Genomic DNA, 16161 nt, shown 5'->3' with positions numbered 1-16161 from the left:
GAGACCCGACGTGAGCATCGAACGCATTGACCAACCACTGCAGGGCGAGCGTGTGGTGGCCCTGTCGCCGGAAGACGCAAGCCGGGCCGCGACCGACTGGCGCCGCCGGCCCAACCTGTTTGCCGGGCGCACGCTCACCGACGCGACACTGCAGGGCCGCCAGGCCTGGCAGGCCGGGCACCTGCAGCACCGCGCCCGCTCGCTCACCGCAGGCGTGGTGCGCGGCCTGGAGGTGTTTGCCTTGCCCGGCTCCGGCGGTACGCGCCTGCTCATCGAACCGGGCCAGGGCCTGGCGGTGAGCGGTGAAGACGTGGTGCTGGTGCGCCGCACCGAATGCCGGCTTGACGACCTGCCGGTGGTGGCGCCGCCGGCCTGGCTGCAGGTGCAGGGTGGTGGGCCGGGCGAGGCGCTGGAGCCCGACGGCCTGGGGCTGGTGAATGCGCGCGATGTGCCCGACGGCATCACGCTGGTCGACCTGCGCTCGAGCGCGGGAGACCGTTTCCCGCGCGTGGGCGTGCTGGTGCTGCAGCCGGTGCTGGTGGACACCGCCGAGTTCGACCCGACCGACCCCTGCGACCGCTGCCCCTGTGGTGAGGACGGCAACGCCGACAGCCCGGTGGCCGCGTTCGAGGACTGGCGCATGCACGACGGCACGCGCCTGCTCTGGTACCCCTGGCCGGTGGAGTGGCGCGCGCTGCCATTGACCACGCTGCGGCTGCGCAACGCGCTGGCCCACACCGTGTTCGATGCCGAAGCCGCGCTGCGCCATGGCGAAGCGCTGCCGTGGGAAGACTGGGGCGTTCCGCTGGCGCTGGTGGGCCTGAGTGACGCAGGCACGGTGCAGTGGGTGGACCGCGCTTCGGTGGTGCGCCAGGGAGGTCGCGCACGCGAGTCGCGCCTGCAGCGCTTGACGGGTGCTTTGAGCGGCGGCGCGCTCGGCGCCAACAGCCGCCTGCCCGCGCTGTGGCAGGCCCGCATCGAACAGTTTGCGCAGCAGATGGCCGAAACCCCCGAACCGCTGCCCGCGCCCAACGTGCTGGCCGATCCTTACCTGCGCCTGCCGCCGTGCGGGCTCATGCCCAGGAGCGCGCTGGACCTCTCCACCGTGCTCACCCAGCCCACGCTCAGCAGCCCGTTTTTTCCGCCCGGCTTTGAACTCGACGCGGTGCCGGTGCCGATCGAACAGCTCGACCTGGCCATGCGCGAGGCCGCGCCGCTGGCCAGCTTCGACCTGTCGGCTCCCGAGCGCCTGCGCCTGCTGGTGCCGGTGACGCAGGCCTCGTGGGAGCCCAGGCTGTTGCACGCCGAGGTGGTGGACCCGGCGTTCGCCGAGGCGCTGGCCGAGTTCACCGAGCGCCGCGCGCGCGAACTCGGCGGGCGGCAAGGCCTGCGCCTTGAACAGGCCCATCTGGTGCGTGCACTCACCGGGCGAGCGCAGGTGGTGCCCGAGTGGGACGACGACCCGCTGGCGCTGGACGAAGAAAGCCTCGCACCCTGGGGTCCACCCCCGCCGGGTGGCGGGCACGTGAGCACGCTGCAGAGCGGCGCCCACGCCCACCTGTTTGATGGCGCGTTGCAAGGCTTCACGCCCACCGCGGCCGAAGCGATGTACGCCTGGGTCTGCCTGGACCCGGACAACCCACCGCGCTGTCTGATGCTGCAGTGGCGCGACGCCACCGGCTGGGCGCACCGCGCCTACTGGGGCGAGCCGCTGCTGACCTGGGGCCGCCCTGCCACGGGCGCACACCCGTTCAAGGTGGCGGGGCATTTTCATGTCGGCGACTTGCCGCCCGCCGGCCGCTGGGTGCGCATCGAGGTGCCGAGCAGCCAGGTGGCCCTGGCCAACGTGGCCGTCAATGGCGTGTCGTTCGATCTGTTCGACGGGCGCGCGGCGTTCGGCCCCACGGGTGCGCGGTCACCGGGGACGGGCGAGCGCCCCTGGTTCGGCCACGTGTTGCCCACCGGCGCGCGACAAGACGGCAACGAGCCCTGGCAGCTGCTTTCGCACAACGACCTGTGGGCACCGTTCGAAGCAAACGACGGCCTGCAGCCCACGCAGCCCGCGCTGGTGCCGGCCGGCGGTGGCCATGTGGAGGCCGCGCAGCCCGGCATCCACCAACACTACCTGGAGGGCGCCACCGCCACGCTGGGTGCCATCGGGTCCACCGACAACTTGTTTGTCTGGGTCTACCTGGATGCAACACGGCCGCCGCGCGAACTCATGATCCAGTGGAAGGTGGGGCCCAACTGGAACACCGATGGCCGGCGCGCCTACTGGGGCGAAGACCTGATCGCCTGGGGCGTGAACAACAGCCCGAGCCGCCGGCCCCAGGGCGCGCTGCCCAGGCTCGGTGAGTGGGTGCGTCTGGAGGTGCCGGCCAGCGAGCTCGCCATCGGCACAGCGGCCATCAACGGCATTGCCTTCACCTTGTTCGACGGCTGCGCGGCCTTCGGTGGCTGCGGCAGGATCGCGCAGGCCACCACCAGTCCGCCCGGTGTGCGGGCCGAGACGGTCTGGTTCTCGGGCGCGCCACCCGCTGGCGCCAGCCTGTTGGGCAGCTGGACCTGGCTTACGCCGCTGGAGATGGTCGAGCCCACGCCGGCGGCGCGCGTGGGGCAGGCCAGTGCGGTGGCCGGCCTGATGGCCGATCCGGTGATCACGGCCCTGTCGGAACGTGAGCAGGCGCAGTTGCCCTTGCGGGGACTGGAAGGTTTCATGGCCTACCTGCGTGCGCGCATCGACCGGGCCGACGACATCACCGACTTCGGCTTCACCCACATGCAGGTCGACCTGCACCGCATCCGCCAGATGATGATGACCACGTCGGACGCAAGCCGCCTGGCCATCTCGCCCGCGCTGGCCTCCATCGCCAAGTCCGACAGCGCGCTCAATGTGCAGGTGCAGATCAAGGAGTTCATCACCAAGGTGAAAGCGCCGCGGCCCGCTGGCGCCATCACGCCGCCGGCGCCCGCACCGGCGCCGGTGTCCCGGGCGCTGGTGGGCGCGTTTCAGCAGGTGGCGTTTGTGAGCCCGGTGCAGCAGGTGCAGCAGAAGAGCCAGATCCAGTTGCTGATGGCGCCCAGCGCACCGGTGAACATCGTCTACGCCAACCCGGTGCTGGGACTGAGCGAGGTGCGCACCGCGGCCATCGCCGAGCGCCTGAAGAAACCGCCGTCCACCGAAGCGCGCGACTACGCGCTGGCCAACCGGCAACGCACCGTCAAGGAGCTGGTTGCCCTGCTCAGGCAATTCACCGCCGAAGACAACGGCACGGAGCCCGCGCTGTTCAGGGACTTCCAGATCGGTGGTCTGCCCGACGACCCGTTTCTCAAGGGTGCTCCCGTGTCCGCGGACGGGCGACCCCGGCAGCCGTTGAGCTTTTTCGACGGCAACAGCGACCGCCTCGCGCAGTTGCTGGTGGCGCCCACCATCACAGACGCCGACGAGTCCGCGCTGTTCACGCAGACCGTGGCGCTCTCGGACAACACCATCGCCATCCTGCGCCAGCTCGAAGGGCGCCTGGCGGCCTACCGCAGCGCGCTCACGCGGTGTGAGCAGGCCCTGGCCACGCTGCAAGGACACATCCGGTCGGCCGACATGCGCCTGCGCCAGGCCGACGACCGACTGGCCGAAGCGCGGCACGACGTGGGTGTGGCGCGTGCACTGCTCGAAGAAGAAAAGGCCCGCGTGGAGGCGGTGAACGCACGGCGCAGCCGCGTGCTGGCCGAAGAGGTGCAGTACCTCGCCTTCGTGCGCCCGCGCGAGAGCAGCAACCTGCTGGCCACACCGCGGCGCGTGCTCGACCCCGGCCTGCTGGAGGCGCCGGTGCCGGCCTGCCTGCGCGAACACGACGATGTGCCCGACGAACTCGATGAAATGCTCAAGGTGCTGCGCGAAGCACCGGCGGCGCACTTTGTGGGCGCACCGGCCATCCTGCAGAAGATCGACCGGCCCGAACTGCTGCTGCGCACGCTGCAGAGCGCGCAGTTGCGCAGCACCGTGATCACGCAGCGCGTGATGCCCACGTTCAACACAGCAGCGGGCCAGCTCGGTGTGCACATCGGCCAGATGCTGGTGCGCCAGACGCAGGCGATTGCGGTGCGCGCCGAGGCCGTGCAGCGGCTGGACATCCAGCGGCTCTCGGCCAACTCGTGGCAGACCGTGCAGCGCGAAGCGCAGGCCGTGATCTCGCTGGGCGACATCATCGATGGGGACCACGGCAAGGGTGAGGTGACGCGCCGCGCGAGTGAACTCTTCGAGCGCATCGCGGGCGTGTGCGCCTGCCTGCACGCCGAGTTTTCCGGCGTGCTGCCGGCGGTGCGCCTGGAGTGGGCCGAGGTCATGTCGCAGTTCGACGAAGCGCCCAACTTGCGCAACCTGGGCGGCCTGCCCCGCTGGAGCAGCATCCCTTATGTGGACCGCCGCCAGATGCAGGCCTACGTCGACTTCCTGTTCGACCAGGTGCCACCGACGAACGAGGCGGCGGTGGCCCTCATCAACGATGTGGTGCGCATGGCGCTGCTGCTGGCCAGCCACGCACCAGTGGGCCGCATCGTGGCCGGGCGCATGCCCAGACCGGCGACTGCGGTGCGCGTGGGCAGCCGCATCCCGCTGACCGCGCTGGACCACAGCCGCCTTCGCGTGGGCATGCAGGCCATGATCTACAAGGGCAACACCCTGATGGCGCGCGCCATGGTGGAAGACGTGGGGCAGGGCGAGGTGTCGGCCCGGCTGGTGCACACCAGCAGCGTGCAGATCGACCTGGACACCGACGTGCGCGTGCACTTCGACCAGGCCAAGGTGCTGAGCAGTGCCTCGGCACGCAAGGCCGGCCTGTTCAAGGTTTGAGGCGGGCTGCGTCATGGGTGCCGCCGACCGCACCGTTCAACACCTGCACCTGCGCGCCCCCAGCGCCCAGGCCGCGGTGCGTGCGGTGCACCGGCTGGAAGACGCGCTGCGCTGCGCCAGCCTGCCCGATGCGGGCGAGCGTGTGCTGCTGGTGCGCCGGCTGCATCTCGGCCGCTTGCCGGCCGGTCTGTCGTCTCAGAGCCTGTCGCTGCTGATCGAACAGCGCGTGCTGGCCGCAGGTGGCAGTTGGGTGCACGGCGAGCAGGCAGCGGCTGAGCAATCGCACACCGTGTACTTCGCCAGCCGACTGCAGGCTGCGCAGGCTGCCGTGCGCCGCCGCGCCGGAGGGCGCAGCCTGGACGCGTGGCACTGGCGCCTGGCTTTGCCGGGCGTGCTGCTGGCGGCCAGCGACCCGGCATTTCTGCACAGCGTGGTGGCCCTCCTCGCCCGCGAGGAGATCGCTCCGGTCAGCTTGCCCGCGCTGGTGGCCGACACCGTCGCCGCCGGCCACGCGCCGTGGCTGATCCGACATGTGTCGGAGGAAACGTCGGCCATTTTGCTGGCCATCGGTGGCGTGCAGCGGCAGGTGCTTGTGGTGGAGCGGGAGTGGGCCGCTGCCGCACGTCAGCCGCTGGAACCTGCTACATGCCTTGAAACATCACGGTCGATGGGGTTTCGCTACCGCGGCGCCAGGGCACAGGGACGCAGCGCCGAGATAGACCTGCAAGCCCCGCTGTGGGTGCATGCCGTGCTGCGTGCGGCGAACTGGGTGCCCACCAGCGCGGTGGTGACCGTCCCCGGAGCAGCACCAGCATCTTCAACGTCGGCCAAGGCACCTGCAAGCCGTCGGCGGGTGGCCGTGCGGGTGGCACCGTCCACCGCATCGGCTCCACCAATCGCCAGCACACCGCGCCCGCCAGCGGCAACCAGCGAAGAGAGGGTGCGTGACAACCCGCCACCCGCTGCGCGGCAGGTTCGTGCAAGGTCGCTGGTTGCGGCAGACCACGCTGCCGGGGCAGCCGACGCCATGGCGCCACCGACCCAGGTTGCCTTTGACGATCTGGCGCCCACCGGTGTGGGTGGCCTGCTGTTCCTGATCCCGGTGCTGGAGCGCCTGGGTTTTGGCGAGTGGCAACGGCAACACGCGGGCAGACCGCTGGCGGGCTTGGTGCTGCGCCAGATGTTGCAGCGCATGCGTGTGCCCGCAGACGATGCCGCGTGGGCCCTGGTGGCCAGCCTGCCCATGCCACCGCCGCGGTCATCCACCCGCTGGGAAGCACCTGCGCTGTGGCGTGACGAGGGCATCGACATCGCGCACGATCCCGCCAGCAGCGTGCAAGCCGACGAGATGGCGCGCCGCTGGCGCCTGGCCTGCAGCCGCTATTTGCGCCGCGTGGAGCGCATCGGTATCGGACTGGCCCGGCTGTGTCTGCGCCCGGCGCGCGTTCGCTGGAGAGCCACCCACATCGATGTCCGCTTTTCGCTTGCTGCCGCCGACCTGCGTGTGCGTCGGGCCGGGCTGGATGTGGACCCCGGCTGGGTGGACTGGTTGCAGCGCGTGGTCCGCTTTGAATACACCACGGAGGGCACGCCGTGAATGCGCCGCTCACGCCGGCGCTGGCTCCTCCACTGGCCACCCGCCTGCTCGCCTTGCTCGCGCCGCAAGACGGCAACAGCCCGCCGCCCGCCGCGCAGTGGTTGTACGCCCAGTCGGCTCTGTTCGCCGGTGGCCCAGCCGATCCGGGCGCCATGGTCGCCCAATGGCTGGCCCACCCGGTCAACGAAGACCGCGCGCTGGCGCAGATCGCACACCGCCTGTCGCTGAACGTCACCGAGTGCATGGCGCTGGTTCTGTGCCACGCGGTCAGCACCAACGCGTATGCCAGCCGTGCGCTGGCGTGGTTGCAGGGCGGCGACCGCACCGCCAGCCCCAGCCCTGGTTTGCTGGCCAGCCTGGATGCGCGTTGTGGCCGCTCTGCCATGCAATCGCTGGCGGCCTTGCTCGATGGTGAGGCGTTGGCCAGCGGGTTGCTGCAGCTCGATGGCCATGAGCGTGCCTTGCCCGACGCGCGCCTGCACATTCCTGTGCCGCTGGTGCTGGCCTTGTCGGGCGGTGCCGGGCGCTGGCCCAACGTGTCGATGGACACCCGCGACCTGGCGCCGCTGGCACCCGGGATCCTCGCCGAGGCTGGCCAGCGCGCAAGCCGCCTGGGCGCTTCGGAGTGCCTGATCGTGCGCAGCGGACATCCGCGCGAAGCCCGAGCGGTGTGTGCTGCGGTGGCGCAGGCGCTGGGCAAACGGCCCGCATTCATCCACGGGGAACCGCCGCCGGGCGTGGTGCCCTGGCTGATGCTGCACGACGCGATCCCCGTGCTGCTGGCCGAGCTTGCGCCGGGTGAGCGCCGCGCGTTGCCCGACTTCGCGGTGGGCCGTTTTCCGCTGCTCGTGGCGTGTGGTCCCGAGGGCAACGCCGATCTGCGCGGGCAGTGCGCGCCGTCGTGGACGGTGCCCATCCCCAGCGACGACGAGCGGGCGGCGCTGTGGCGCTGGCACCAGGCAGACCCCGAAAGCGCGTGGCAACTGGGCGCGGCACACCGCCACTGCAGCGCACGCATCGAAGAGCTCGCGCGCGCCACGCGCAGCGCCACCCAGACGTCCGGCGCCGCAGCAGTCACCTTGTCGGCGGTGGCGCAGGTGGCGCGCCAATCGGGGCAGGGCGCTCTGGGCAGTCTGGCCGAGCTGATGCCCGAAGACATCGACGAACACGCGCTGGTTTTGCCCGCCGCGTTGCGGCGCGATCTGCAGGACCTGGCCGCGCGCTGCCGAGCCCGCGAAGGCCTGGCCGATGGCCTGGGCATCGCTGCCCGCAGCCGCTACCGGGCGGGCGTGCGCGCATTGCTGGTGGGCGCATCGGGCACCGGCAAGACCTTGGCCTGCGCCTGGCTGGCGACCCGGCTGGGCATGCCGCTCTACCGTGTGGATCTGGCCAGCGTCACCAGCAAATACATCGGCGAGACGGAGAAGAACCTGGGTGAGCTGTTTGCGCGTGCTGAAAGCGCGGAAGTCATCATTCTGTTTGACGAAGCCGATGCGCTGTTTGGCAAACGCACCGATGTGAAAGACGCCAACGACCGGTTTGCCAACCAGCAGACCAACTACCTGTTGCAGCGCATCGAGGCCTATGACGGCATCGTCTATCTCACCAGCAACAGCCGGGCGCGGTTTGATTCGGCATTCACACGCCGCCTGGATGTGATCCTGGAATTTCCGATGCCGGCAGCGGACGAGCGGCGCGACCTCTGGCTGGCCCACCTGGGCCTTGCACACGATCTGGCCATGGCCGACCTCAACCGCCTGGCCGCCAACTGCGATCTGGCGGGCGGCCACATCCGCAACGCCTGCCTGATGGCGGCTGTGGCGGCGCGTGCCGAGCGGCGCCCGGTGGCTTGCGACGATGTGCTGCGCGGCATCACGGCCGAGTACCGCAAGCTGGGCAAGCAGCTGCCCGCCGGGTTGAGCGAACGCCCGGGAGGTGGCTGATGGCCGAGCACGCGACGGGGCGGCGCGAGCGCGACCCCTCGCGCCGCCGCCGCCGGGGCGCTGCCGACCCGGCCGCAGAACACGAACGTGCGTTGCTGCGCTCCCGCCTGGACGCGGAACTGGAGGCCGCGCTGGCGGACACCCGCGCCGCGTTGCCCCCCTATCTGGTCATGCAGGGCACGCTGGCGGATGCCCGGGTGGTGGAGATTCCGGGCGCGCGCAAGGAGGGCGGGTTTTCACCGCTGGAGCAAATGCCACGGCTGGAGGCGGGGCTGGATGCAGCGCCGATCCCGGACGTTGATGTGGATGTGGAGGCTCCCGCCGACGTGGCAACGTTGGTCGACGCACCCTCGGCATCTGCGCGTGTCGATGCCGGCAGCGACCCGGCAGCGCCCGTGGCCGACACCCCGGGGCCCGATCACGAGCCGGTTGCCGTGGCCACCGACGATGTCTCCCGCACCGATGCCGCTGACGGCGACGCACCGGCCACCGATGCTGTGCCGACCGACGCCGCACCGACCGACGCGGTGGGCGATGCCGCAGAGCCTGGTGACGTTGACAACCCCGATCTCGGCCTGGCACCTGACACGGAGGCGGTGCTGGACGACGGAGGCGAGCCCGAGCTCGATGAAGCGCTGGCCGTGGCGGATGAAGAGTTTGCATGGGAGGACGCGCCTGCCGAAGACGTGCCGGGCGAAGTGGACCCGATGGCCGAGGGCGATGCTGCAGCCGAAGCGGGTGGTGCGGAGCCTGCCGAGGCCACCTCAATGGCGGACTTCCAGGCCGCCGTGAGCGCGCGCGCAGCAGCGGTGCCGCGCCCGGCCATCGCGCGGGGCGGCGGTGCTGTGGCCACCGCCGCAGCGACCCGCGAAGAAGAGATCCGCTTCACCGAAAGCACGGTGCCCGACGCCGCTGCCGAACTGATGCCACCGGTGCCCGAGGGCATGACCCTGCCGCCCGAGGTGGCCGAGGACAACCCGGTGCCGCAGGCCATCGAGCGCGTAGAAGAAACTGCGGGCCACACGCTGCCCGAGCAAGGCTTCGTGGTGCTGTACCAGACCCCGCTGGGCAACACGCCGCGCCTGGGCGCACGACCGGTGTCCGCCGAGCAGTTGCGCGCGGCGCACCAGGTGCTGGACGAGGGCCCGCAAATGTCCATGCCGGACGATCCGCGCCAGCCGCTGATCGATCTGCGCGAACGCATGCTCAACCCCGAGCCAGTGGCGCCCACGGCATCCGGCGAAACCACCCTGGTGCCGCACCCGCCCGCGCCGGTGCCCACGCCGACTCCGGCTGCGCGCACCCAGATGGCGCATGTGTTCGCACGGCTGCTGGCCCGACCGCAGAGCGAAGCGCAGGACATGGTGGGGCGCGCCCGCACGGCCGCGTTTCCGGGTGGCGCGCTGGACCGCGAGCTGCCCGGGTACGGGGACGATCCCCATGTGGCCAACCTGGCCGAGGAACTGAACACCCAGTACCGCGACATCGCGCGCCAGGCGGGGGTGGCCGCTGGCGACCTGGACCAAGCCATTGCGCAACGCCACGCGGTGCTGGAAGAGGAGGAGCTGGCCGCCCGCGAAGAGCTGATGAGCAGCACCACCGACGCCAGCACGCTGGTGTGCACCGCGCACGACGGCCTGTCGTCCACCATCGCCAGCGAGGCAGAGCGCATCAACACCACCGCCGATGCGGTGTCTGCCTCCAGCACCGGCGAGTCCCACACCGATCACATCCACGCCACACGCGACCGCTTGTTGGGGCAGGTGACACGGCGCACGGCCGAAATCGATGCCGCCTACCGGCGCGCCAAGGAGGACCGCGACCGCGAACTGGACAACACGCAGACCCAGCGCATCGACGCCTACCGGGCGGCGGCGCAGGTCGACGATTTTCAGTTGAACGCCATGGCCGCCTTGCCCGCCGAGCGCCAGACGCGGCTGCGCGAGATCTACACCACGCAGACCGGATCGGCACCGGTGCAGGAGAGTGGTCTGTCGCAGATCGAGATCAACACCCTGGTGGCTGCCAGCAACACCTGGGCCGACGAGCGTGCGGTGATGGTGCGCACCGCGGTGCGCGGCTTCAAGCAGACTGTCACCGAGAACACCAACGGCTGGCGCACGGCCACCAGCGACGCCGCTGAAGCTTCGCGCGAGGAGATCCGCCGCTGGGACGAATCCGAGAGCGGCGAGACTCGTTCGTGGTGGGACGATCTCTGGAACATGGTCAACGACTGGGTCGACCAGGCCCACGCCAACACCGAGGCCTGGCAGTCCCAGCTCAACCAGCAGCACGCCAGCGAGGTGGTCACGGACCTGAACCTGATCGACCGGCTCTCGCGCGCCGCCGATCGCGGCATCACCGCCGAGCAGGAAACCCAGCTCAACAGCCTCACCGGCGATCAGCGGCAGATCGTGCAGGCGTTCTTTCGCGCCCAATCCGAAGGGCGCAGCGTCGATCCCATCACCATGGTCGCGGACCTCACGCGCGCACGCATCTGGAACGAGCGCCGTGCCAACCTCATCTCGCGCATCGAAGACACGTTTCTGGCCGACAACGAGGTTCCGTACGCCACCATCGGCCAGGTGGTCGGGCGCGATGTGCACGGCCTGGCCAGCAACCTGTATGCGGCCTTCCACGGCAACTGGGGCTGGCTCAGCGAAGCCGGCACCGACGAAGACGCGGTGTATGCCGCACTCGATGGCCTCAACCGCGTGCAGTCGCTGGCGCTGCGCAACGTCTACCGGCGGCGCTATGGCGTGTCACTCGACTCGGAGGTTCGCGACGAGTTGTCGGGTGGCGAGCGGGACCGCGCCGAAGCCCTGCTGTCGGGCAACCGGGCCGAGGCCGCTGCGGCGGCGCTCTACAGCGCCATGCACGAAACCTTTCTGGGCACAGGCGCGGGCACCGATGAAGACACGATCCACAACACCCTGCGCGGGCTGAACGCCGAAGAGCGCGCCGAAGTCACACGCATCTACCGCGAGCGCTATGGGCGTGAGCTGGCAACCGACACCCGCGGTGAGCTGGACGACTGGGCGACCGTGGGCACCTGGGAGGCCGATCGCGCCGAGGCCGAGCTGGCGGGCAACCTGCAACTGGCCGATGCCATCGAGATCGATCAGGAACTGAGTGGCTCCTGGTTTCACTCGTCGACCACGACCACCGTGGCCTCGGTGTACGAGCGCGTGCGCCGCGAGGTTCAGGCGCAGGCGACGCGCGAGAACCGCGACAGCGCCTGGATGGAGGCAGAGATCTCGCGCCGCACGGCGGGCATCGAGCGCGAATACAACGGCCGCTACGCCGAGACCTCCGGCACGCTCGACGAGGCCATCGACGCCGGCACGCGGTCCGAGCGCTTGTTCTGGGGCAGCACGCCGGAGAACGAACGCGCCAGTGCGGACTATCTGCACGCCTTGTCGCGCAACGACATGGCCACGGCCGATGCGGCGCGCATCCGCATCGAACGCACCTCGCTGACCTATGCCGACGACGACGTCATCAACGCAACCGTCGGTTCGCAGTACGACCGCGCGCTGGTGGCCGAACGCCTGGACTACGCACCGGAGAGGCGCCGTGCCCTGATGGCCGAGCTTGATGCGCGCGAGCGTGCAAGTGGGCGCGTGATGACCGCCGCCGAGCGTTGGGCCGAGCAGCAGGAGATAGAGCGCACGATCGAGCGCGAAATGATCGCGCGTGCACGTGACGTGGCGAGCACGAATCTGGATCGCATGGAGAGCGAGTACAGCGACCGCTACGGCGAATCCGCGCGCACCGCCATTCTGGAGAGCACCAGTGGCGTGTCCAACGATCAGGCGAAGACCCTGCTCGCCCAGGGCGGGTACCTCGACCCCTACCAGACGTTCGACTACGCCACGCGGGGGGTGGGGACCAACGAAGGTGCTGCAACGCGGGCATTTGCCGGCCTCACACGCGCGGAGATCGCCGAGCTGGATGCGCGCTGGCAGCGCGAGCACGACGGCGAAACCCTGCGCGAGGCTGCCGCCTCCGAGATGAGCGGGCGCGAGTGGCTGGACGTGGACATCGCGCTGGACGGTGCGGCTGAGACCATCGACGACCAGATTGCCCAGATGCGCCGCCGGGTCGAATTCGAGCGCCCCACCAACGGGGTGGGGGCCTTGCTGGCCACCGAAGAGCGCGCCGTGATGGAGGCGCAACTCGCGCATCTGGAAGCCATGGCCGCGCGCATGCGGGCGCCGCCACCCGGCAGCGACGCAGAAGCCCAGCGGCGTGCCCGCGACGGCATGCTGGCCGACTTCGACACGCAGAACGCGCTGATGCAGGAGACCATCGAGCACCACCGCCAGCGCAGCGACGCGATGGTCGATTCGATCACCACCGTGGTCGGCATCGTGGTGGCGGTGGTGGTCGGTGCGGTGGGCTCGATCTTCACCGGCGGCGCCGCAGGTGCGGTGGCGCTGGCCATCATTGCGTCGCTCTGTTCCACCGCCGCCACCATGGGCACCAAGGCCTTGCTCAAGGGCAACGCCTACGGCTGGGAGGACATCGCGGTCGACATCGGGGTCGGCCTGGTGGATGCGGTGGTGGCCGCGCTGACCGCCGGCATGGGTGACCGGCTGCTGGGTCTGGCGCGGCCTGCGGGCGCCGGCGCGGTGCGCAGCGCCACGGCCACCGGTTTGCGCGGCGCCTGGCAACGCGGCGTGGGCGCGCTCAACCGGGGTGCTGCGCATCTGGGCGAGCAAGGCCTGGTCACGCGCGGCTTGCGGCCCAGCGGTTTCCTGCAGCGCATGGTGTCCGAAGAAGCCTCGCTGCTCAGCCGCGGTGCCGCGCACGCCATGGCGCAGACAGCAGAGAATTTTGTACAGTCCCTGCCCAGCACGGCGATGGCCGTGGCGCTGGACGACAACACCTGGAGCGGCCCCGGCAATCCGCTGCTCAACCTGATCTCCGGCACCGCCCAGGGTTTGGGGCCGGGTCTGGTCATGGGGCTGGGCTTCTCGGGTGCGAGTGCAGGCTTTGGACACATCCGCGGCGCCCTGGCCATGCCGCGCCTGGGGGTGGACACCCACCTGCGCCTGCCCGAGCGGGTGGCGCCGGGCTCGCCCGAGTACCACGCCCGCATGACCGAATGGCAGGTCACGCACCCGGGGCGGCCCGAGGCCGAGTTCCAGGCCCACATCGACCGCGAGTTCCACAGTGCCATGCGCGAAGCGGAATACCAGCAGGCCGTGCGGCGCGAGGTGGCCACGCAACTCGAAGATGCCCTGCCCCCCGGTGATCGCGCGCTGGCGGCCGAGCTGCCGGTGACGGTGGTCAGCGACCTCGAGTTCCGTCGCGTCAACCAATGGCGCACTGGTGACGCGACGGTGGTGGTGCGCGATGGTCAGGTGCATGTGGTGGTTCGCGAAGGTGCTTCCCCGCACGCGGTGCGGGCGCAGCTGGAAGCGCACATGGCCACCTTGCGCAACGTGGAGCCCGGCAGTGGCGGCCGGGTGGGTGATCCACGCGCCGCCTTGCCGCGCGACCTGCGCGGGCGCCTGCCGGTGGAAATCGATCCCGAGTTGCCGCCCCGCACCGTGCGCGTCGAGCACGACCCCTTGCCCCGCATCGTGGTCGGTCCGGGCGCGCGCGCGGCGGACATCCGTCTGCACGTCGAGACCGCGCGCAATGTCTTGCAACTGCATGGCGCTTACGGTCGTGTGCGCCACCTGCTGGACGGTTTCGCCGACTGGGCCTTCCTGCACGGTGAGCCCACGCCCGGCACCCGTGCGTGGGAGGCCCGGCAAGAGCTGCGCAAGCTGCCCGACATCATTGAAGCGCGCATGCGCGAGGCATCGAGCCCGGACCTCACGATCCGCCAGCGCACCGACATCGAGGCGGACGTGGCTCACCTGCGCGAGCAACTGGCCACCCACACGCGCACGCTGGCCGAGATGGACCTCAGCCCGGGGCGGGGTTTCGTGGCGGCCGAGGGCCGTGTGGTTCCACCGCGCGCCGAACTCGACGCTGCCCACCAGCGCTGGCTGGACCAGATGCGCGCGGCCATCCGTGGCGAAGGGCCGCCGCCGTTGCCATGGCGTGGGCCGGAGCCGCAGCTCGACGCCCAGGGCACCTGGCGCGGTCACGACCCGGCTGAGGCCTACGCGGCCTACCGCAGGGCCTTGAGCGAAGGCGGCAACCAGTACGAAGCGATCCTGACCCGCGACCGCATGACCGGCGAATACCACGTGATGCTGGGACGCGAAAACTCGGTGGCTCCGCCCGCCGGTGGCGCCGGCCGATCCTGGGAAACGGTGATGCACTTCCATCCCAACGCGGAAGGTGCACTGCGCTACACCTTGCCTGCGCAGCAGGACCTTCACCTCGCGATGATGGCGCTATTTGCCGATGCCCATCCGGGCGGTACACCCCACGTCGAGTTTGTCGAATCGATCATCAACGGCGAGCGCACGCGGGTCGCCATCGTCGTCGACGCGCACGGCATGCATCTGGAGATCGGGCGCGGGGCCGGGGGCGTGGATGGCCCGGTTGCGGTCTCCGAGGTGGTGCCCATCGGTACGCTCGACGACTACCTCGTGTGGTGGCGTACCCAGCACGAAGGCACGCCGGTGGCCCGGCGGGACCCGACAGAGGACCGCTGGGTTCCGCCGGAAAGCCAGGCTTACCGGGACCTGATGCGCAGTGCGGCGCGCACCGTGGGAGACCCGGAACTGGCCAGCCGCATCGAGGCCGGCGCGCCGGAGCATGCGGGCATACCGGCTGCACCGCACACGATGGCTGGTGAAGCGGGCAACACGCCAACGGTGCCTGACGGGCGCACGGTCGCCGAACCGCGTGTGCGCAGCCGCGAGGGTCGCGAAGGCCATCTGCGCACCGCCGAGCAACGCGTTCAGGCGGCCGACGCACGCGTGGAATCGGCGCGCCAGCGCGTGGCTGCTGCCGATGCACGCGCCTCGCTGCCCGAGCTCGAAGCACGCCGGCGCGCGGCCGGCGAAGACCTCGCAACGGCACCCGCGGCACGTCGTGCGGAAGCGGATCTCGCCCGTCGGCGCGCAGCGCACGAACTCAACGAGGCCCGCAAGACCGTGGGCCGTGCACGCGCGGAGGCTGCTCGGGCCGGCGAGGACCTTCAACGTGCGCTGTCGGAGGCCAGCGCGGCGCGCGGCGAGCACGCCGCCATCCGCGCCACCCACAGCGAGATCGCCCGGATCGACGCAGAGCGAAGCCGCATCCTCGCGCAACACGGCTGGATGACCCCGCCCACCAGCCACCCCGACCATGCCCGCATCAGGGCGCTGGATGCGCAGATCGAGGGCCTGCAGGCCCGCATGCGCCAGCAGGTCACTCTGGCGGAGAACCTGGCGACCTGGCGCACCCACGAAGGCTTTGTGAGTGCCAGTCTGCGCGAGCAGAACCCGGGGACCGTGGTGGCCGAGCAGGTGCGGCTGGAAGTGACGCTGAGCGATGGGCGCAGGGTGCTCATCGTCCCGGACAATCTGGTGCAGACCGGCCCCGACACCTTCCGCATCGTGGACGCCAAGTTCTCGGAGAGCGCCAGCATCGCGCGCCATGGCAGCACACCGGGTTACACCCGCGGCCAGGCACTGGCCTACCCCGAGATCGCGAATGGCGACATCCGGTCGGTGAGGGTGGTCAGTGAGAATTCGGCCAACAAGATCGGCTTGTCCGACGGCGACGACATCCAGCTCGACACCCACATTGAAATCCACACCAACAACCCGGATGGCTCGGTGCGGGTGATGCCCTACGCGCCCCCGCCTTGAGCAATT

General features: G+C 70.4%; 4 protein-coding genes. All 4 read left to right on the top strand.

Annotated elements, in window-relative coordinates:
* Positions 1–10: 10 nt before the first annotated feature.
* The 4 genes from BSY239_RS12120 to BSY239_RS12105 are packed head-to-tail and all read left to right on the top strand — an operon-like array spanning position 11 to position 16155.
* On the top strand, positions 11–4849 hold the full coding sequence (locus BSY239_RS12120) for a hypothetical protein (RefSeq protein ID WP_069047076.1): 4839 nt from the start codon (positions 11–13) through the stop codon (positions 4847–4849).
* A 13-nt stretch (positions 4850–4862) separates the two neighbouring features.
* On the top strand, positions 4863–6446 hold the full coding sequence (locus BSY239_RS12115) for a hypothetical protein (protein ID WP_069047075.1): 1584 nt from the start codon (positions 4863–4865) through the stop codon (positions 6444–6446).
* Complete coding sequence (locus BSY239_RS12110) at positions 6443–8389, top strand: ATP-binding protein (RefSeq protein ID WP_069047074.1); 1947 nt, start codon at positions 6443–6445, stop codon at positions 8387–8389. Before BSY239_RS12115 ends, BSY239_RS12110 begins: the two co-directional genes overlap by 4 nt.
* Entirely contained in the window at positions 8389–16155 is a 7767-nt protein-coding gene (locus BSY239_RS12105; protein ID WP_069047073.1) for a hypothetical protein, read from the top strand. Before BSY239_RS12110 ends, BSY239_RS12105 begins: the two co-directional genes overlap by 1 nt.
* The last annotated feature ends 6 nt before the right edge of the window (positions 16156–16161 follow it).

It is taken from the genome of Hydrogenophaga sp. RAC07, from assembly GCF_001713375.1.
Classification (GTDB): domain Bacteria; phylum Pseudomonadota; class Gammaproteobacteria; order Burkholderiales; family Burkholderiaceae_C; genus Hydrogenophaga.
This window is presented reverse-complemented; position numbering and strand designations above follow the sequence as displayed.

Coding starts and splice junctions, on each gene's coding strand:
- BSY239_RS12115 (WP_069047075.1), top strand. CDS start 4,863: ATGGGTGCCGCCGACCGCACCGTTCAACACCTGCACCTGCGCGCCCCC.
- BSY239_RS12105 (WP_069047073.1), top strand. CDS start 8,389: ATGGCCGAGCACGCGACGGGGCGGCGCGAGCGCGACCCCTCGCGCCGC.